This is a genomic window from Variovorax sp. 10L421, from assembly GCF_056395365.1.
Map to the genome: position 1 here is coordinate 1 of NZ_JBFTJJ010000043.1, position 18,374 is coordinate 18,374.

At 62.3% G+C, this 18,374-nt stretch carries 19 protein-coding genes; 17 read left to right on the plus strand and 2 right to left on the minus strand.

The annotated features are described in order from the left end of the window. Positions 1 to 255: SDR family oxidoreductase (locus AC1DFC_RS28920; protein WP_478132043.1), on the plus strand; the 255-nt coding region annotated here is incomplete at its 5' end. Positions 256 to 746: 491 nt separating this feature from the next. Here the strand turns inward: AC1DFC_RS28920 and AC1DFC_RS28925 are convergent. After that, complete coding sequence (locus AC1DFC_RS28925; protein WP_478180503.1) at positions 747 to 1,532, minus strand: IclR family transcriptional regulator; 786 nt, start codon at positions 1,530 to 1,532, stop codon at positions 747 to 749. A 186-nt stretch (positions 1,533 to 1,718) separates the two neighbouring features. On the opposite strand from AC1DFC_RS28925, the gene AC1DFC_RS28930 reads away from it, so the two are divergent. The 16 genes from AC1DFC_RS28930 to AC1DFC_RS29005 all read left to right on the plus strand — a co-directional run bounded on the left by AC1DFC_RS28930 (position 1,719) and on the right by AC1DFC_RS29005 (position 17,963). Further along, positions 1,719 to 2,516, plus strand: a complete 798-nt coding sequence (locus AC1DFC_RS28930; protein ID WP_478081218.1) for a citryl-CoA lyase — start codon at positions 1,719 to 1,721, stop codon at positions 2,514 to 2,516. A 75-nt stretch (positions 2,517 to 2,591) separates the two neighbouring features. Further along, positions 2,592 to 3,770, plus strand: a complete 1,179-nt coding sequence (locus AC1DFC_RS28935; RefSeq protein ID WP_478081219.1) for a thiolase family protein — start codon at positions 2,592 to 2,594, stop codon at positions 3,768 to 3,770. 52 nt (positions 3,771 to 3,822) lie between these two features. Continuing rightward, the gene (locus AC1DFC_RS28940; RefSeq protein ID WP_478081220.1) at positions 3,823 to 4,737 is read left to right on the plus strand and encodes an SDR family NAD(P)-dependent oxidoreductase; all 915 of its coding nucleotides are present in this window, start codon (positions 3,823 to 3,825) and stop codon (positions 4,735 to 4,737) included. A gap of 30 nt (positions 4,738 to 4,767) precedes the next feature. After that, positions 4,768 to 5,853, plus strand: coding sequence for an acyl-CoA dehydrogenase family protein (locus AC1DFC_RS28945; RefSeq protein WP_478132044.1), 1,086 nt, complete (start codon positions 4,768 to 4,770; stop codon positions 5,851 to 5,853). Next, positions 5,850 to 6,989, plus strand: coding sequence for an acyl-CoA dehydrogenase family protein (locus AC1DFC_RS28950; RefSeq protein WP_478180504.1), 1,140 nt, complete (start codon positions 5,850 to 5,852; stop codon positions 6,987 to 6,989). Before AC1DFC_RS28945 ends, AC1DFC_RS28950 begins: the two co-directional genes overlap by 4 nt. 47 nt (positions 6,990 to 7,036) lie before the next feature. Next, positions 7,037 to 7,828 (plus strand): enoyl-CoA hydratase/isomerase family protein, encoded by a 792-nt coding sequence (locus AC1DFC_RS28955; protein ID WP_478132046.1) that lies wholly within the window; start codon positions 7,037 to 7,039, stop codon positions 7,826 to 7,828. Positions 7,829 to 8,063: 235 nt separating this feature from the next. Further along, a complete protein-coding gene (locus AC1DFC_RS28960) occupies positions 8,064 to 9,263 on the plus strand; it encodes a CaiB/BaiF CoA transferase family protein (RefSeq protein ID WP_478132047.1) in 1,200 nt (399 codons plus the stop codon). 33 nt (positions 9,264 to 9,296) lie between these two features. After that, positions 9,297 to 10,016 (plus strand): nitroreductase, encoded by a 720-nt coding sequence (locus AC1DFC_RS28965; protein WP_478132051.1) that lies wholly within the window; start codon positions 9,297 to 9,299, stop codon positions 10,014 to 10,016. A gap of 95 nt (positions 10,017 to 10,111) precedes the next feature. Next, on the plus strand, positions 10,112 to 11,080 hold the full coding sequence (locus AC1DFC_RS28970) for a Bug family tripartite tricarboxylate transporter substrate binding protein (RefSeq protein ID WP_478081225.1): 969 nt from the start codon (positions 10,112 to 10,114) through the stop codon (positions 11,078 to 11,080). Between the two features lie 89 nt (positions 11,081 to 11,169). After that, positions 11,170 to 12,228 (plus strand): dipeptidase, encoded by a 1,059-nt coding sequence (locus AC1DFC_RS28975; RefSeq protein ID WP_478081226.1) that lies wholly within the window; start codon positions 11,170 to 11,172, stop codon positions 12,226 to 12,228. Between the two features lie 25 nt (positions 12,229 to 12,253). Beyond that, a complete protein-coding gene (locus AC1DFC_RS28980; RefSeq protein WP_478081227.1) occupies positions 12,254 to 12,820 on the plus strand; it encodes a DUF2889 domain-containing protein in 567 nt (188 codons plus the stop codon). A gap of 32 nt (positions 12,821 to 12,852) precedes the next feature. Beyond that, entirely contained in the window at positions 12,853 to 13,686 is an 834-nt protein-coding gene (locus AC1DFC_RS28985; RefSeq protein ID WP_478081228.1) for an enoyl-CoA hydratase/isomerase family protein, read from the plus strand. 10 nt (positions 13,687 to 13,696) lie between these two features. After that, positions 13,697 to 14,671, plus strand: coding sequence for an NAD(P)H-dependent flavin oxidoreductase (locus AC1DFC_RS28990; protein ID WP_478132048.1), 975 nt, complete (start codon positions 13,697 to 13,699; stop codon positions 14,669 to 14,671). A 23-nt stretch (positions 14,672 to 14,694) separates the two neighbouring features. Then, on the plus strand, positions 14,695 to 15,384 hold the full coding sequence (locus AC1DFC_RS28995) for a nitroreductase (RefSeq protein WP_478180505.1): 690 nt from the start codon (positions 14,695 to 14,697) through the stop codon (positions 15,382 to 15,384). Next, complete coding sequence (locus AC1DFC_RS29000) at positions 15,381 to 16,385, plus strand: aldo/keto reductase (protein ID WP_478132049.1); 1,005 nt, start codon at positions 15,381 to 15,383, stop codon at positions 16,383 to 16,385. Before AC1DFC_RS28995 ends, AC1DFC_RS29000 begins: the two co-directional genes overlap by 4 nt. A 147-nt stretch (positions 16,386 to 16,532) precedes the next feature. Further along, on the plus strand, positions 16,533 to 17,963 hold the full coding sequence (locus AC1DFC_RS29005; RefSeq protein WP_478180506.1) for a carboxylesterase family protein: 1,431 nt from the start codon (positions 16,533 to 16,535) through the stop codon (positions 17,961 to 17,963). 156 nt (positions 17,964 to 18,119) lie between these two features. On the opposite strand, the gene AC1DFC_RS29010 is transcribed toward AC1DFC_RS29005, so the two are convergent. After that, the coding region (locus tag AC1DFC_RS29010; RefSeq protein ID WP_478132043.1) for an SDR family oxidoreductase at positions 18,120 to 18,374 on the minus strand (255 nt) is incomplete at its 5' end.

Here is an 18,374-nt window from a genome sequence, read left to right on the forward strand (position 1 = left end):
GAACTGCTCGGACGCGGCATTCGCGTCAACGCCGTCAGCCCCGGCCCGGTCGAAACGCCGCTGTACGACAAGCTCGGCATTCCCGATGCCTACCGCACGCAGGTCAACAAGGACATCGCCGCAACCATTCCGTTTGGCCGTTTCGGCACGCCGGAAGAAGTCGCCAAGGCAGTGCTGTACCTGGCTTCGGACGAGTCCCGATGGACGGTCGGCTCCGAAATCATCGTCGACGGCGGCCGCACGCTCAACGGCTGATGCAATCCACATTCAAAAGGGACTCTCCTGTGGCCGCAGCTTCATGCGACCCGTAGGCGTGCACAGCAGGAGGGAAGTCGTTCGCACGTCCCAGATGCTCTGCCAAGAGCATCGCACAACCAATCGAGATGTCCTGGGTCGTGAAATGATCGGCGCACTGGTATTGGTGCGCTCCAAGGCGCCGCTCCAGCGTTCGAAGCCGTGCAAGAACCACTTCGAGTAGTCTCGCGCAACCTGCCGTTGCCGCTGCTACTCGGGTTCGAGCCGACCGTAGCGAAGGCCAGAGTCTGCGGGAATGTCAACGTTGCTTCTCCGAAGTGAAGGAAGTTGAGAAAGGCGCCGTATTCACCCGTCGCAGCTTTCACTTCGGCTTCATCTGCACGGTCCCCTAGCCGTAGCCATCCGGCCGAATCTGACACGACTGGATGTGGCAGAAATCTTGGACCGACTTGCGACTAGCCCAAGACCTACTTCATCTGCCCCGTCATGGCTCAGAGAATGTCTAGCGAAGACTGGATGCGTGCAATGTGCTTCGCTATGGATGCGGCGGCAATCTGTTGGTCATGCCTGGACATCCGACTGTCGATCGAAGCCGTAGTGATCGCGCCCATGACAGTGCCGGTCGCATTGCGCATCGCCATTCCGATCCCGATGACACCTGGCACGCTGTAGTGTCCGATGATCGCGTGTCCGCGGCCTTGGGTTGCACGTACGAGCGCGCGCAGCGTCGACTCCGTCAGTGAGCCATAGCTGCCCAGGCGTTTCGCGTTGGCCCGGATGCATTCGTTTCGCTCCGCTTCCGACAGCGTCGACAGGATGGACAGGCCTCCTGCGCCCGTTCCCAGAGGCTGCCTGCTACCGACGTTGACGGTGAGCACCTGAACGGGGTAGGAGCCAATCACACGGGCAAGACAGATTGACTCGAACCCTATTCGGCCAATGAGGAAGGCGCTGTTTCCGGTCTCCTCCGAAACACCTCTCAATGCAGGTTCGCACACCGTTCTCAGGTCCGCACGGTCAGCGAAAGCGGCCGCCATCTGGCGGCAGTAATCACCCAGCACATAGCGCTTCGAGCCGGCGGGTCGCTTCAACAACCCCTGTCTCTCCAGAGCCTGGACTATGCGATGCATGGTAGGGCGTTCAAGCCCGCTAAGCGCCACAAGGTCGGCCACCGTCAGCCCGTGCGAACCGTTGGCAACCACGTGCTTCAACACACCGACTGTGCGATCGATGCTTTGCGTACCGCGTGATTCCGTTGAGTTCATCATTTTGATCATATTGTGGACACAAACTCACAATCAGGATCCGTATAAACCCTATGGAATCGCGTTTCGCTAGGTTACGACATCCACATCGTGGACATGCCTCTACTGAGATTTCTGGTTCGAAAACTACGATTCGTCCCACTGATTCGCCACCGACCGCGAATGCTTTCACCCCCCACGTCCAGACTGGAGCACTGAATGACAACGACCCCTGATCGAAAGTATTGGCGAACCGCTATCGCTGACCCCACTCCACATGAAGGTACTCTGGTCAGGGGCTACGACGTCCTCACTGATCTCGTCGGCAAGATCGACTTCGGCGCCATGGTGTACCTGCTCTACAAGGGAGAGCTTCCCAAGGGCAACGAGGCGAAGATCATCAATGCGATGTTCATCTCGGTCGCCGACCATGGCATTTCTCCGTCCTCGACAGTCACCCGTTTTGTGCAGGCAGCCGGTGTACCGATCCAGTGTTCGGTCGCTGCCGGCGCCATGATGTTTGGCGACGTACATGGGGGTGCCGGCGAAGAGTTCGCACGTTACATCCAGGAGCTGGTGTCCGAGGCAGCCTCGAGCGGGCGCAGCTATGAGGACGTGGCGACAGAGTACGTCGGCAAGCACAAGCGGCTGGATGGCTTCGGGCATCCGCAGCATCCCGAAGGCGATCCGCGCGGGAAGAGGCTGTTCGCGCTTGCCGAGGAGTATGGGCTTGCAGGCGACCACATCCGGATGACGCGCGAGTTGGAAAAGGCGCTGATCAAGAAGAAAAACCGCCCCCTCTTGGCAAACATCGATGCGGCGGTCGGCGCAATCATCTCGGATCTGGGAATCGACTGGAGGCTGTCTCGCGCGTTCATCGTCGTTCCGCGCACGGCGGGCTTGTTCGCCCACGCATTCGAAGAGTCGGTGCGCGAGCCCGGCTGGCGCCAGATCACGCTGGACCAGGTCGAGTACGACGGCCCCGCCCGCCGGACCAACAACGGCCCTGCCATCTGACGGATTACCTGATCCACAGCCGCTGCGACCTGCCTGCGGCGTACTTTCTTAGATGCTCACGAATTGGAGAGACTGATGACCGCTCGCGTCGCAATTGCTGGAATTGGAATGACCTCGTTTGGAAAATTTCTCGACCGCTCGGTCAGAAGTCTTTCCGAAGAGGCTGTACGGATCGCATTCGAAGACGCCGGCATCACGGCCGATCGTGTTGACCGGGTTTACTTCGGTAATGCGGCTGCCGGTCTCGTCACCGGGCAGGAAATGGTCCGCGCCCAGGCTGCGTTGAGATTCACCGGTCTGCTGGGCAAGCCGATGATCAACACCGAGAACGCATGCGCCACGGGCAGCACCGCGTTCCATCTGGCTTGGCAGTGCGTGCAAGCCGGGCAGGCCGACATCGTCCTGGTAGTCGGCGCTGAAAAGCTGACCCATGCCGACAAGGCGGTGTCCTTCGGTGCATTCGGGGCCGCGGTGGACATGGAAGAGAAGCTGCCCGACCACATTGGATCGGGCAGCGGCTCCATCTTCATGGACATCTACGCCGAAAGAACGCGCCGCTACATGGAAGCGACGGGAGTGACGTCGGCTGACATTGCCCAGATCGTGGTCAAGAGCCGGCATGCAGCGTCCCTCAATCCCTTTGCTCAATTCCGCAAGCCGACGACCGTTGAAGAAGTGCTGGCGGCCCGCATGATCAGCAACCCGCTGACGCTTCCGATGTGCTCTTCGATCGGGGACGGCGCCGCCGCGATCGTCCTCGTCTCGAGCCGCGTCGCTGCGCAACTGACAGGCGCCAGGCCGGTATGGGTGGCCACGTCTACATTGGTTTCCGGCTCGGGAGATACGACAGGCCCCAACGCTTCGGCACGGGCCTCCAAGGCTGCCTATGAAGAGGCGTCCATCGATCCGCGCGACGTCCACGTGGTCGAGGTGCACGATGGGGCCGCGCCCAGCGAGCTGATCAACGCCGAGACCCTGCAGCTTTGCGCACCGGGAGAAGCCGTCCACCTGCTGCGAAGCGGTGCGACAGACCTTGGCGGAAAGATCTCCATCAATCCAAGCGGCGGGTTGATCAGCCGGGGCCACCCCATCGGGGCCACTGGCACCGCTCAGATTTTCGAGTTGGCGCAACAACTGCGCGGTGAGGCCGGTGAACGGCAGCGCCCGGCTGCCAAGGTTGGATTGGCACAGAACTCCGGCGGCCAGGTCGGCGGTGACTCGGCCGCGGCTGTGGTGACCATCCTCACCGCATGAACCGCACCAACTCACTTCGCGACACGATTGATCGATACATCTGGAGACTGACATGACACAGCGACTGCTGGGCAAAGTGATTGTGGTGACTGGCGCAGGCGCCGGCGTAGGCAAGGAGATCGCGCTTGAGGCAGCGCGTCAGGGCGCACGTGTGATCGTGAACGACCTGGGCGTGAGCATGGATGGCGCTGGTGGCAGCGCCGGGCCGGCCCAGGAGACCGTGGACCAGATTCGCGCGGCCGGCGGCGAGGCCAGCGCCAACACCGACAGCGTGGCGGAGTGGAGCTCCGCCCATCGCATCGTTCAACATGCGATTGACGTGTACGGGCGCGTCGACGGGCTGGTCAACAACGCGGGCAACCTGCGCGATGGCATCTTCCACAAGATGTCCGAAGAGGACTTCGATGCGGTGGTGAAGGTGCACCTGAAGGGCTGCTTCAACATGGCCCGTGCCGTCGCGCCGCACTTCAGGAGCCAGGAGTCCGGTGCCATCGTGCACATGACTTCGACCTCCGGGCTGATCGGCAACGGCGCGCAGGCCAACTACTCCGCCGCGAAGATGGGCATCGTCGGTCTGTCGAAATCGATTGCGCTCGATATGGAGCGCTTCAGCGTGCGGTCGAACTGCATCGCGCCCTTCGCATTCACCCGCATGGTGAGCTCGATCCCGACCGACACCCCTGAAGGAATGGCCCGCACGCTGGTCAACCAGCGCATGGAGGTGGCCAAGATCGCGCCTTTCACTTGCGCGCTGCTTACCGACGAAGCCCGTGGCGTGACCGGGCAGATCTTCGGCGTTCGCAGCAACGAGATCTTCCTGTTCTCGCAGCCGCGGCCGATCCGTACCGCACACCGCAGTGAGGGCTGGACCGTCGATACCTGCCTTGAAGTGGCGTTGCCCATGATGAAGCCCTCGTTCTTTCCGCTGGACAAGTCGCGCGACATCTTCACTTGGGATCCCGTTTGACGGGACAGAGACAACCACCAGGAGCAAGTGATGAGTGAAGAGACGCGTGACATGCTGCATGAAGCGGCCCAGCGGATATTCGCGGACAAGCCTGCAAATCTGTGGACAGTTTTGCAAGAGTCCGGATTCGACAAAACGTTGCTGCCAGAGAGCAAGGGCGGCGCGGACGTGAGTTGGGCGGATGCATCTGGACTTCTGGTTCTCGCCGGTGAGCATGCTGCGGACGCTCTGCTGGCGGACGCGATGGTCGGGCACTGGCTTCTGGACCATGCCGGCGTCGACGGCGCAACCTTGCCGACCGTCGCGTCATCGGCGCATTCCGAGCAGATTCGGCTGGGTCGCACGCGCGACGGCTGGCGCGTCGATGGCAAGCTCCCCCGTGTGCCATGGGGCGGCGCATGCACGCATGTCGCGTTCATCGTCGGGTCTGGCGCAGCTGCTCAGCTCATTGTCCTGGCTCGGGATGCAGCCGGCATTTCCGTCACTTCAGGCCGCAATCTCGCGGGCGAGCCGCGCGATACGCTGGTGCTCGAAAGCGTGGTGCCGCAGGCGGTGGTTGCCGCGCCTTTCGATGCGCGTGAGCTGCTCGCCCTTTCAGCTGTCCTGCGCAGCGCGTTGATGGCCGGAGCAATCGAACGGTCGCTTGCGCTTGCCGTTGAATACGCCAACCTTCGCGTCCAGTTCGGCCGGCCGATCGGCAAATTCCAGGCGGTGCAGCAGAACATTGCCGTTCTCGCGACGCAGGCGGCCGCCGCGCGTGCGGCAGCTGAAGCTGGCAGCGAAGCGATCGATGAATGGCTGGATGGGGTAGGCGAGCCCCTCTCGCGGAGCATTGCCGCTGCCAGCGCGAAGATCCGAACGGGTGAAGCGGCGGGGCAGGCGTGCGCGATCGCGCACCAAGTGTTCGGAGCCATCGGCTTCACAGAGGAACACGAACTCCATCGATACACCCAGCGGCTCTGGTCATGGCGAGACGAGTGCGGCAACGAGGCCTTCTGGTCTCGCGATCTCGGCGAACGCATCCTCGCCGGCGACGCCGGACAGTCCCTCTGGCGCGCAGTGGTGCCGATGGCGAAGACCATCAGTGGCGCCGCAGCAGCAGGAGCAGCACGATGAACAACCTTTCCTTTCCGCGCCCGAGGCAGTCCGAGATCGGCGAGCGGCTGCGCTCCGAAGTTCGCGAGTTCATCGACGGCTGGCACGGCAATCGGCACGGTGCCGCTGCTTTCGGCGGCTTTGATCCCGAGTTCAGCGCAGCCCTTGGCGAGCGCGGCTGGATCGGCATGGGTTTTCCAAAGCGCTATGGCGGCGGCGGGTACGGACTGGCGGAGCGGCTCGTCGTGCTGGAGGAACTGCTCGCCGTTCGCGCACCGATCTTTGCGCATGCGGTGGCCGAGCGCCAGAGCGGGCCGCTGCTGCTGCGCTTCGGCAGCGAGCGGCAGCGCGAGGAAATCGTCCCCCGAATTGCCACCGGGAAGTGCTACTTTTGCATCGGTCTGAGCGAGCCGGACTCGGGGTCGGATCTCGCATCGGTACGCACGCGCGCCACCAAGGTGGACGGCGGCTGGCGCGTGAACGGTGCCAAGATCTGGACCTCGAGTGCGCACCGCACGCACTACATGGTCTTGCTGTGCCGTACGGCGCCCGCGAGCGAAGTGCGACAGGCCGGCTTGAGCCAGTTCCTGGTCGACATGAAGACACCCGGCGTCACATGCCGGTCCATCGTGAACATCGCCGGAGACGACGATTTCAATGAAGTCCACTTTCAGGACGTGTTCCTTGCTGACGATGCCCTCATTGGCGTCGAAGGCCAAGGATGGCAGCAGGTCACGAGCGAGCTGACATTCGAGCGAAGCGGGCCCGACCGGTTCATGTCTCACATGGGCGCCGTCGAGGAGTTCGTCACTGCGCTCAAGCAGCAGCCGTCGGGGGAGGGCGCGCGGACGGTGGGGCGCCTGGTCGCCCACCTCTCGACGTTGAGGCGAATGTCGCGCTCCATCGCCATGATGATCACCGACGAGCAGGACGCCGCGCTGCATGCGGCCCTGCTCAAGGACCTCGGTACCTGCTTCGAGCAGGAAATTCCCGAGACCCTTCGGTTGGTTCTGCAGACCGAGCCCGAGCCGGGTGCCTCAGACGGGTACAGCGCGGCGCTGGCCAACGTCATCCTGCACGCACCCTCCTGCACGATCCGCGGTGGGACGAAGGAAGTACTGCGCGGCATGGTCGCAAAGTCCCTCGGACTGCGGTAAGCAGACTTTTGATTCAACTCCGAAACAGACATCCCGAAAGGCCGCAAGTGGAAACAGCTACCAACACAGAAGAACTTCATCGACAACTGGGCGATGCCGTTCTGTGGTTGAAATTGAATCGACCACAGGCGTTGAACTCGCTGACACTGTCGCTCGTAGTCGCATTGACGCAGGCGATCGAAGATGCTCAAAGCGACCCGGAAGTCCGCGTCATTGTTCTGACAGGCGAAGGCAGGGCCTTCTGCGCTGGCGCCGACTTGAAGGACCCCGCCAGGAGCCGCCCCGAAAGTGGCGCCGAGTTCGTGAAGGCGATCGGCGCTCTGACCGAGCTGATCGAAGCCTCCACCAAACCCGTCATTGCCGCGCTCAACGGTATTACGGTCGCAGGTGGACTGGAGCTCGTGCTCGCCTGTGACCTCGTGATCGCGGCCGAGTCCGCTCGGATTGGCGATGCCCATTCGAACTACGCCCTGTTTCCTGGCGCAGGCGCCACCGTGCGCTTGCCGAGGAAGGTGGGACTGAACAACGCGAAGCTCCTCATGTTCACGGGCGATATGCATCCGGCCAGCGAATGGAAGGCGCTTGGCCTCGTCAACCTGGTGGTCGCTGATGACGGCTTCATCGGCGCCGTGACCGCTCTGGCAAAGAAGCTCGCGATAAAGAGCCCGCTGGTGCTGGGTCGGATGAAGCAGGCGCTCAATGATGCGCTGGACCAGCCAGCATCCATCGGGCTGCGCTACGAGCGCGCCTTGAGCAACTTGCACCACTTCTCGGCCGACCGTGTCGAAGGGCTTGCGGCCTTCAAGGAAAAGCGCCCTCCGCAGTTCACGGGCACGTAGTCCGCCGACCCATACAAAAAGAACTGAGACAAGCATGAACAGTTACGGATGCAAAGGGGCTCAAGCCTGCCCGATTCTCCCGACGATGCGATCCGCTTCCAGATTCACGAGCCGGCCAATTGGAGTTGCGCCGTCTCTCTTATGCGGACGAAGAGGCGACTGAACTGAGCCATGGTTTGCTGATCGCGCCGATTCCGGCGACGCAGCTGATACGGACGATTGAAGGATCAATAGTATGGAAACGAAAGACAAAGGGCCTCTGGCCGGCGTGCGTGTGATCGACATCGGCACGATGGTTGCCGGCCCGGTCGCCGCAACACTGTTTGCCGACTTGGGCGCGGACGTGATCAAGATCGAGCAACCGCGCGGTGGGGACGCGCTGCGCCATATCGGGCCGATGGTGGAGGGCGAAAGCCTCTGGTGGAATGTCGAAGCGCGAAACAAGAAGTCCGTGACGCTCGATCTGCACCATCCCGAAGGCCAGCGGATCCTGAAGGAACTGTTGAAAGACGCCGACGTGCTCGTGGAGAATTTCCGCCCCGGCATCCTGAATAAATGGAACCTGTCATGGGAGCACCTGAAGAAGGTAAACCCAAGGCTCGTGATGCTCAGCGTCTCCGGGTATGGCCAGACCGGTCCATATGCAAGCCGCGCAGGGTACGACCGCATTGCCCTTGCTATGGGCGGCACGCTGAACGCCACAGGTTATCCGGACCGCGCTCCGGTGAAGCTCGGCACGGCAATGGCCGACTATTCAACCGCGGTCCTTGGCGCTTTCGGAACCATGGTAGCGCTCTACTACCGTGATATGCAGGGCGGCGCAGGTCAGCAGATCGATCTCTCGTTGTACGAAACGGTGTTCCGCTTCACCGACGTGATGGTCACGGCGTACGAGAAGATGGGGCTGCCGCGCGAGCGCACAGGCAATCTCCACTTCGCCGCCGCCCCGGGTGACCATTTCGAAACCTGCGATGGACGCTACATCGTCCTGACTGTGTCCAACGATCGCATGTACGGCCGCCTGTGCGAAGCCATTCCGGTCCTTGTCGGCGACGAGCGCTTTTCCAGCCACGCTAAACGCACCGCGCGCGTCGAGGAGGTCAACGAGATCGTTGCTGAATGGATCAAGTCGCTGCCGGTTCTGGAGGCGTGCCGGATTCTCGAAGAAAAGGGGCTCGCTTACTCCTTGATCTACTCGATCAAGGACATCGTCGCAGACCCACATTACCAGGCTAGAGGCAGCATCGCGACCGTCGAGCACCCGCAGATCGGCGAACTGAAGATGCCGGCTGTGCAGCCACGGTTCAGTGGTACACCTGCACCGCAGATCAGGCCAGCGCCTGCTCTCGGCGCGCATACCGACGAGATCCTGCGCGAACTCGTGGGGCTTTCGGTCGGGCAGATTGCCGAGCTGCGCCAAGCGGGCACGGTCTGAGGGGCTGAACACCATGAAGGCACTTCGATGACCATGTCCCAAGTAAAGACAGTCGTGCAGGATCCTGCGAGCGTGGTGTCGGCCATCGAGAGCCGCTTCTCGTGCCGTGCGTTCTTTCCCGACAAGCCGGTCGCGCGCCAGCAAGTCGAAGAGATTTTGCGGATAGCGAGTTGCGCGGCGTCCAGCACGAACACCCAGCCGTGGAAGGTGCATGTGCTGCAGGGGGATCGTCGCGATGAACTCGTCGCGAAGGTGTGCGCTGCGCACGATGCGACACAGGCTGACCCCTCGTTGGCTGTCGAGTACGGGGAGGTGGAAGGCTACTACCCCGCGCAGTGGGTCTCGCCCTACATCGACCGGCGACGTCACAACGGCTGGGGCCTTTATGGGGCTCTCGGAATCGCAAAAGGCGAGAAAGACAAGATGCACGCGCAGGCACAGCGGAACTACCGCTTCTTCGATGCACCGGTTGGCCTCATGTTCACCATGGACCGCGTCATGGGCCGTGGCTCCCTAATCGATTACGGCATGTTCCTGCAGACCTTGATGCTCGCTGCGCGTGCGCTCGGCCTGCACACGTGTCCCCAGGCGGCGTGGAACAACTACGCAAAGATCGTCATGCCGTTCATCGATGCGGGCTCCAATGAAATGCTTGTTTGTGGCATGGCGCTCGGCTATGCAGACGAGTCCGCGCCAGTGAATGCGTATAGGCCGCCGCGGGAAAAAGTGGAGAGCTTCACGCTCTGGGTCTGATCGGCGCGCTTCCGACCACATTGTGGATATGTGGCTGGTGAAGGTCTCTTGGATTTTCTACATTGACTGTTCAAATTTTTATAAGTGGAGACAACATGATTTCTCGTCGTCAACTTGCCAAGTTTGGCCTGGCCGCGCTCGCATTGCCGCCCTTTGCCATGGCTGCGCCCTTCACGTCACAAACGATCAAGGTGATCGTTCCGAATTCGCCTGGCCCAGGCACTGACGTGTTGGGACGTTTTTTCGCGTCCTACATGGCGAAGCATTGGAACTCTCCAGTAGTAGTTGAAAACAAGGCAGGCTCGGGTGGCCAGATCGCGACTGACTTCGCCGCCAAGGCTCCGCCAGACGGCACCGTGATCCTGATAACGACGAGTGCGCATTTCACCTACCCTTACCTCTATACGAAGTTGCCGTTTGATCCCGTGAGCGACTTGGTTCCGCTCGCCCAATTCGTTCAGGGCGCATTTGCAGTCGTGGTGGCGACAAATTCACCGTTCAAGACGATCCAGGAGCTCATCGGCGAAGCTAAGCGTCAGCCGGGAACGATCAGTTATGCATCGGCGGGTGTCGGCTCGCCTACCCACATGGCGGGTGCTCAATTCGGGCACATGGCGGGTATCAACATCGTTCACATTCCCTATAAAGACGCCTCTCAGGTGATGACTGATGTAATCGGCGGGCAACTTCAAATGGGACTCACCGGCACCTCGACGGCAATGTCGATGATCCAAGGTGGAAAGCTACGCGCCTTGGCCGTCACTGGTCCAAAACGCGTCCCGGCACTCGCCAATGTGCCGACGTTGGATGAGTCGGGCGTGCGCGGCTACGATGTGACCTCGCCCATATTCGCAGTCACGCGGGCTGGTACGCCAGCAGCCACAGTCTCGGAAATCTCGCGGATCATGCTTGAGGCAGCCAATACGCCTGAGTTCAAGGAAGTGGCCGACAGGCTGGGTTACGTGATGGATTTGCAAGACGCGGCCAAGATGCGCAGCAATATGCCGAGCGAATTTGCCAAATGGAAGCGGATGGTTGACATCTCTGGCGCGAAGCCGGGCTAAGTGCGACCGTCACTGTCTGAAGAGCTATGTGTTGCGGTCATTTCCATACGTTTGGCACCTCTTGCCGTCATTCGATCTGGAGCACGCCGATGGCGTCGGTTCAGGCGATCCTCAGCGGCGGTGTCGGGCCCAACGGTTCGACCGAAGCGGCCCAGGGCGCCGAGCTTGGCGCCAAAGCGCTGGATGTGCTGCACAAATCCATCTCGGTGGATGTCCATACGCACGGCGGACCGGAGGGCATCTACTCTCCGGCACCCCCCAACGGCATGCTTGCCGCCGGAATGCGGGCCGGCTCCCTCGCCGCGGTGTGCCTGTCGGAAATCCCGGATGAACCACTTCTTGGCAGGAATGCAGCCGGGGTCGCCTGCCTTACCCGCTTGCCGAGGCTAGGTGAGCTCTATAAGCACCATCTTGAACGCCTCGCCTGGGCCGACGAGATGGTGGCGCACCATGGTTTGCAGCGCGCGCTAACGGCAGCTGATCTTGAATCGGCCCACGCTGCAGGTCATCCGTCGGTGATCGGAGGCGTCGAGGGCCTGGACTTCATGGAAGGAAAGCTTGAGCGGTTGGAAGAAGCCCACCAGCGCGGCATCCGCTCCGCTCAGCTTGTTCACTTCACCCCGAACGATATCGGTGACTTCCAGATGGGCGTGGTGACGCACGAAGGGTTGACCGAATTTGGCGCCGAGGTGATCCGTGACTGCCATCGGTTGGGAATGATCGTCGATGTGGCGCACGCCACCGAACGAACGGCCAAGGCTGCGGCAAAAGTCTCCACCAGACCGCTGCTGCTGTCGCATACAGCACTTGCCGGCTCGAAGGCGATGGCATCCAGCCGATTGGCCGCCCGCTGCGTCAGCCCGGATCATGCGCGAGCGATTGCAGAAACCGGCGGTGCCGTCGGGATCTGGGCCATCTTTCCTGACCTCGACAAATACGTCGAAGGACTGAAGGAAATGGCCGACGTCATCGGCGTGGACCACATCTGTGTGGGGACCGATCAACAGGTCGCCCCTGGTGCGCTGCAAGACTATTCACAGTGGGTCAATCTGATCGCGGCGATGCTGCGCGGCGGGTTCACTTCCGAAGAGGCTGGGAAGATCTCAGGCGGCAATTACATGCGCATCTTCCATGCTGCGGTGGGATGAATCACTCACAAGGCCGGAGACTTTCATGAGCACAGATGCAGTGACCCGTGAAGAGTTGCACCACCGCGAAGTAGACATGCGCTTTTACCGTCGCAATGACGGCCTGTTCGAAGTCGAAGGCCGCTTGGTTGACACCAAGACACACCCGTTTCGGCGCTTGCTGGCTGAGGAGGACGCCCCTCCAGGGCGTCACCTGCACGACATCACAGTTCGGCTTGTGATTGACGCCGACCTCCAGGTTCACGCTGCGGATGCCAGGATGTCGGCGACGCCTTTCAACATCTGCCCGGGAGCAGCAGCCGCGCTGCAGGCGCTTGTGGGTCTCAGCATCGGGGCGGGCTGGAACAAGCGCGTACGCGAACTGCTTGGGGGCGTGGCGTCCTGCACGCACATTGTGGAACTCTTGGGCCCTATGGCCACTACCGTTCTGCAAGGCATCGCGCCGCTACGAGTCGTCTCGACTGGCGATCCTGAAATCGACGCGCAGCGCCGATTTCGTGTGGACAGCTGCTACGCGTTCGCGGCAGAACGCGAGGTCGTGGTTCGCCTGTTGCCACACCTGCAGCGCGAGAAGCCAGGGATGTCGACCTGACCAAGCCAACGACCAAACTCAGAGGTACGTGCATGACTTATGAAGCAATCGAGTTCAACATCGAAGACGGCATTGCCTTTCTTCACTTGAACCGTCCGGAGGCCAGGAACGCACTCGACGATGTCATGCGGGTGGAGATCGCTGACGTCATCCGGCGCTTGCGCAAGGGGATCGACCACAAGGAGCTCGATGTCAGGGCACTGGTGATCGGCGGGCGCGGGGGCGCCTTCTGCGGCGGCGGCGACGTCAAGGGCATGGCCACGAAAAAGACCACCCAGATGATCCATAGCCGCATGACGGACATTCAGGATTGGTTTCGCGACCTCCTCAAGCTCGAGATGCCTGTCATTGCGGCGGTTGACGGGCCTGCTTTCGGGGCCGGGTTCAGCATCGCGCTGGCGGCCGACTTCATCATCGCCACGCCCAAGTCAAGCTTTTGTGCAGCGTTCGGCCGGATGGGTCTTGTGCCGGACACGTCCATCCTCTTCATGCTGCCTCGCATCGTGGGCTTGCAGCGCGCCAAGGAGTTGATCTTCTCGGCGCGGGTGTTGGGTGCCGATGAGGCCAAGGCGATGGGGATCGTCTACGACCTGGTGCCCGAAGGCGAAGCCATCGAGGCGGCCACCGAACTCGCACGCAAGATGAAGCTGGCGTCCGTTGCCGCTGTGGGGCTCACCAAGCAGCTGCTCAATCAGACCTTCGAGTCGAGCCAATCGGCGATGGCGCAGGCCGAGGCACTCGCTCAGGCCGTCGCCATCGGCACCGATTACCACGCTGATGCTGTTCAGCGTTTCGTCGGGAAGTCTCCCCTGTTGTTCGCGGGTTTCAGCGAGCGGAACTGGCGCAAGCCGACGCAGCCGAAGTAGCCAACCGCCCATGCACTCTCTTACCTGGCAAAAAAAAGCCACATCAGCCATGTTCATCCGCTCAAGCCTTTCGGTTCCTGTCATCTGCGCACCCATGTTTCTCGTCACAGGGCCTAACCTGGTGCGAGAGGCTTGCCTCGCGGGACTGGTGGGTGTTTTGCCGCGCCACAACGCGAGAACCCTCGAGCAATTCGAAGAATGGCTGGAAGCGATCCAGACCGCGCGGAAGGAAGCGCTGGCCCATTCCACCAAGGTGGGCCCGCTCGTGGTCAACGTTTCCGCAAAGCTGCCCACGGCTGAGCTCGAGGAGACTTTGACGCTTGCAGGCCGCTACGGCGTGGAGACTGTCATCAGTGTGGGCGGCGGGCCGCGCGAGGTCGTGCGCGTCGCGCACTCGAAGAGCATGGGCGTGCTGCACGATGTCATCAGTGTGGAGTTCGCGAAGAAGGCGATCGAGCAGGGCGTGGACGGCCTGATCGCCATTGGTCTGGGCGGAGGCGGCCATTCCGGGCTTCTGTCCCATCTGACCTTGATCGAAAAAATCCGCACGATCTTCAAGGGGCCCCTGGTCATGGCGGGGGGCGTCTCGACGGGTGCCGGCGTGCGGGCCGCAGAGGTTCTGGGTGCCGACTATGCGTACATGGGAACGCGCTTCATCGCCACGAAGGAAGCCGATGCGCCTGCCGATTACAAGCGGATGCTCGTCGAATCGACATCGGAAGACCTGGTCTACACGCCCAATGTCACTGGCGTGTCGGCGAACTGGTTGAAGCCGTCGCTGCAGCGGTGCGGAATCGATATCGAGACGCTCGCGATGCCCGGCGCCGGGCGCTTCGACCATCTGCCGACCGACATCCGGCCATGGCGGGACATCTGGAGCGGCGGGCAAGGCATCGATCTCATCGAGGACATCCCCGACGTGGCCACACTGGTCGCGCGGCTCGTTCGCGAATATCAGGCTGCGTGCGGGCGCCGGGAGGAGTGACGATCAACCGAGGACTGAAGGGCATGATGCAATTTGACGACGTCATCCTCGGCCGCCGCAGTATCCGAGGCTACAAACCTGATCCGGTCCCCAGAGCATTGATCGTGGAGATCATTGCACTGGCCATGCGGGCCCCATCGTCCAACAACACCCAGCCGTGGAATTTCTATGTCGTCACCGGCGAGCCGCTAGCCCGCATCCGCGCCGGCAATACGGAGAGGATGCTGGCCGGTGTGCCGCAATCCCGGGAGTTTCGAACAGGACCGGCTTTCGAAGGTCCCCACCGCGAGCGGAAGGTCGGGGTCGCAAAGCAGCTGTTCTCGGCGATGGGCATCGCGCGAGACGACAAGGCAAGGCGCCACGATTGGGTCATGCGCGGCTTCCGCCAGTTTGACGCGCCGGTCTGCGTCATCGTCACCTACGACCGCGTGCGCGACGGCAGCGACGATACCTTCTTCGACTGCGGGGCGGTCGCCACTGCGCTCGTCAACGCCGCCTGGTCGCGGGGCTTGGGTTGCGTGATCAACAGCCAGGGCATCATGCAATCGCCGGTGGTGCGCGAGCATGCCGGCATTGCCGACGACCAGGTGATCATGAAGAGCATTGCGCTCGGTTGGCCTGACGATACCTTCCCCGCCAACGCGGTGATCTCCGAGCGCAGGAGCGTGGCCGAGGCCAGCGTCTTTGTTGGTTTTGACGACTACAACCCATGAGCAGTCGCAATCTGATCCGTCTTGGCAACACCGGGCTGCGAGTCTCGCGCCTGTGCCTTGGCACAATGACCTTTGGATCCAATGCCGACGAAACAGAGTCGATGTCGATCCTCGATGCCGCCACTGATGCGGGCGTTAATTTCATCGACACGGCGAATCGATACCCGAGTGACGCGTCCGACGAGCGCAAAGGGTACACAGAGCAAATTATCGGCAAATGGCTGAAGGGCCGCCGCGAACGCTTCATCGTCACGACAAAGGCCGGCGGCCCGATGGGCCCACTGCCATGGGACGCCGGCACGTCGCGCAAACATCTCCTGAGCGCCGTCGACGCGTCGCTTGCCCGGCTCGGTACCGATTACGTGGACCTGTTCCAGTTGCACCGAGACGATCCCTCCACGCCGCTCGACGAGACGCTCGAGGCGCTCGAAACCATCGTGCGCAGCGGCCGCGCCCGATACGTCGGCGTATCCAATTGGGGCGCGTGGCGGATCGCTCGCGCACTTGGGCGCTCCGAAACTCTCCGGCTGGTGAAGCCCGTGACGGTTCAGCCTCGCTACAACTTGCTGTTTCGGCAGTTCGAGCGAGACCTGTTCCCCATGTGCGAGGCGGAGAACCTCGCGACGCTCTGCTACAACCCGCTGGCCGGTGGCTTCCTCACGGGCAAGTATCACGGCGAGGCAGAGCCCGACGCCGGAACGCGCTTTGGCGCCGGAAACACCGCAGCCGCATACAGACAGCGGTACTGGCACGAGAGAGAGTTCCAAGCAGTGAGCCGCATCATGGATCTGGCTCAGCTTGCCGGCCTGGCGCCTGAACGGCTCGCAGTGGCATGGGTACTGGCACAACCTGGCGTCACTTGCACGGTGATCGGGGCGAGCCGTGCATCCCAGTTGCGGGAAGTGCTGCAGGCCGGAGAAACGAAACTGAACGCGCCTGTATTGCAGGAGCTGGACGCGATCACGCGAGAGTTCCGGCTCGGCGACGCACCGCCAGTCTGAGTCACGGCACCTTCGCGCCAGGTCAAGATCTTGAACTCGCGCTTCGCCTGTGCGCCTGCACCACTGGTCGAGGCTGCGCAACAACCCCGGCGAGGAAGACCACGCCTCCTCGCCCGACAGCACACTCTCAACGAAAGGATCGAACACATGACCGACACTGACACCGCTGGCCAAGCGATACGTTCTTGGCTGGGCATCCCCTACGCCACCGCAGATCGCTTTCGCCAGCCCACTTTGCTGCCTTTCAATCCGGCCCTGCCCTACGATCAGAAGGGGCCGGCCCCGCTGCAGGCCGGCGACACCAGCTGGCTGGAGGCCGACAACGGATTCAGCGAGGACTGCCTGAACCTCAACGTCTGGGCACCCGAAGACGCGGGGGAGGAACCGCTCCCCGTGATCGTCTACATCTTCGGCGGCGGCTTCGAACTTGGCGCGAACACCCAGACCACCTCGAATGCCTCGGGTCTCGCCGCGACCGGCCGTGCCATCGGGGTATCCCTGAACTATCGGCTCGGTCCGTTCGGGTGGCTCTCGCTCTCCCAGTACGGGGGCGTGTTCGCGGACGCCACCAACCTCGGCCTGCAAGACATCATCGCCGCGCTCAGATGGGTGCAGGAGAACATTGCCCGCTTCGGTGGCGATCCTCAGAACGTCACCGTCACCGGCCACAGCGCCGGCGCGTACTCCACGATCGGGCTCCTTGCTGCCCCGGCCGCCGACGGCCTCTACCGGCGCCTCGCTGCATTCTCCGGCGGCGCCTCCCGGATCGTTCCGGCCTGGTGGGCCGAAGAACTCGCGATCACGTTCCTGACTGAACTCGGCATCGCGGACGATCCACAACAACTGCTCTCGCTCGATGCGAAGCTCCTTGCGGAGACCCTCATCAAGGTCAGCCCGCGCGACATCGGCGATCGGCATGGCATCGACAACACGACTATCGGCATCGTGAACGACCACTCTCAGAACGGAGCCGTGCTTGCCGGCACGCCGCTGCGCGTACTCGAGTCTGGACGCCACCGTGACATCGACATCCTCTTCAGTACGGCGACGAACGAGGCGGATTGGTGGGTCATCAATGCGACCAAGAAGTTCGACCCGGGTAGCATCAGCAACCTCGTTGACGAGCTTGTAGTGAAATCGCGCATCCCCCGGAGCCGTGCCCGGCGCATCGTTGCCGCATACGATGTCAACGGACGTACTCCGGTCGAGGTCCGCGGGGCCCTCTTCACAGACTACTTCTTCACCCTACCCGCCGTCCGTGCAGCACTCGCCCACGCCGCCGCAGGCGGAAAGGCCCACCTGCTCACCGTTGGCCCAGTCGAGGGTGCGCCGGCCGTACACGGCACGGAGATGTACGGCATCGTCGGACAGCAACGCCCCCTACAGAGCGACGAGCAAGCCATCCGAGACACCTTCGTCCGCGACGCCCTCCTCGACTTCGCCGTAGGTAACCACGACCGGCTTTGGAAAGCCGTAACCACGGAACCCACTTCGCATGGCATCGGCAACCCTCCCTACGACCCCACCGCCCATGCGGCCGACGTCCTGCGCACCTTTGCGGGCATCGAACGGACCTGACTTGCCCTATAGCGGCACGATCGGATGTGAGGCGGGTGGTGACGTGGTCTCGGTCCGGCGATAGAGAGGGCTGCGGAACGTAGCGTGCGGCTGTCGGCCGGACCACGATGCCCATTGTGCTTGCATCCGCCGCGACGTCGAAGCGCTACAGGCCAATCAGCCGTTGAGCGTCCGGCCGCCGTCGACGATGATTTCGGAACCGACCGTCCATCGGGACTCGTCCGAAGCCAGGTACAGCACTGCCTTGGCGACTTCTTCCGGTGTGCCGAAACGGCCAAACGGAATGGTTGCGGCGATGTCCTTGTTGACCTGCGTGCGGTAGGCATCGGGAATGCCGAGCTTGTCGTACAGCGGCGTTTCGACCGGGCCGGGGCTGACGGCGTTGACGCGAATGCCGCGTCCGAGCAGTTC

Coding starts and splice junctions, on each gene's coding strand:
- AC1DFC_RS28925 (WP_478180503.1), bottom strand. CDS start 1,532: ATGATCAAAATGATGAACTCAACGGAATCACGCGGTACGCAAAGCATC.
- AC1DFC_RS28930 (WP_478081218.1), top strand. CDS start 1,719: ATGACAACGACCCCTGATCGAAAGTATTGGCGAACCGCTATCGCTGAC.
- AC1DFC_RS28935 (WP_478081219.1), top strand. CDS start 2,592: ATGACCGCTCGCGTCGCAATTGCTGGAATTGGAATGACCTCGTTTGGA.
- AC1DFC_RS28940 (WP_478081220.1), top strand. CDS start 3,823: ATGACACAGCGACTGCTGGGCAAAGTGATTGTGGTGACTGGCGCAGGC.
- AC1DFC_RS28945 (WP_478132044.1), top strand. CDS start 4,768: ATGAGTGAAGAGACGCGTGACATGCTGCATGAAGCGGCCCAGCGGATA.
- AC1DFC_RS28950 (WP_478180504.1), top strand. CDS start 5,850: ATGAACAACCTTTCCTTTCCGCGCCCGAGGCAGTCCGAGATCGGCGAG.
- AC1DFC_RS28960 (WP_478132047.1), top strand. CDS start 8,064: ATGGAAACGAAAGACAAAGGGCCTCTGGCCGGCGTGCGTGTGATCGAC.
- AC1DFC_RS28965 (WP_478132051.1), top strand. CDS start 9,297: ATGTCCCAAGTAAAGACAGTCGTGCAGGATCCTGCGAGCGTGGTGTCG.
- AC1DFC_RS28970 (WP_478081225.1), top strand. CDS start 10,112: ATGATTTCTCGTCGTCAACTTGCCAAGTTTGGCCTGGCCGCGCTCGCA.
- AC1DFC_RS28975 (WP_478081226.1), top strand. CDS start 11,170: ATGGCGTCGGTTCAGGCGATCCTCAGCGGCGGTGTCGGGCCCAACGGT.
- AC1DFC_RS28980 (WP_478081227.1), top strand. CDS start 12,254: ATGAGCACAGATGCAGTGACCCGTGAAGAGTTGCACCACCGCGAAGTA.
- AC1DFC_RS28985 (WP_478081228.1), top strand. CDS start 12,853: ATGACTTATGAAGCAATCGAGTTCAACATCGAAGACGGCATTGCCTTT.
- AC1DFC_RS28990 (WP_478132048.1), top strand. CDS start 13,697: ATGCACTCTCTTACCTGGCAAAAAAAAGCCACATCAGCCATGTTCATC.
- AC1DFC_RS28995 (WP_478180505.1), top strand. CDS start 14,695: ATGATGCAATTTGACGACGTCATCCTCGGCCGCCGCAGTATCCGAGGC.
- AC1DFC_RS29000 (WP_478132049.1), top strand. CDS start 15,381: ATGAGCAGTCGCAATCTGATCCGTCTTGGCAACACCGGGCTGCGAGTC.
- AC1DFC_RS29005 (WP_478180506.1), top strand. CDS start 16,533: ATGACCGACACTGACACCGCTGGCCAAGCGATACGTTCTTGGCTGGGC.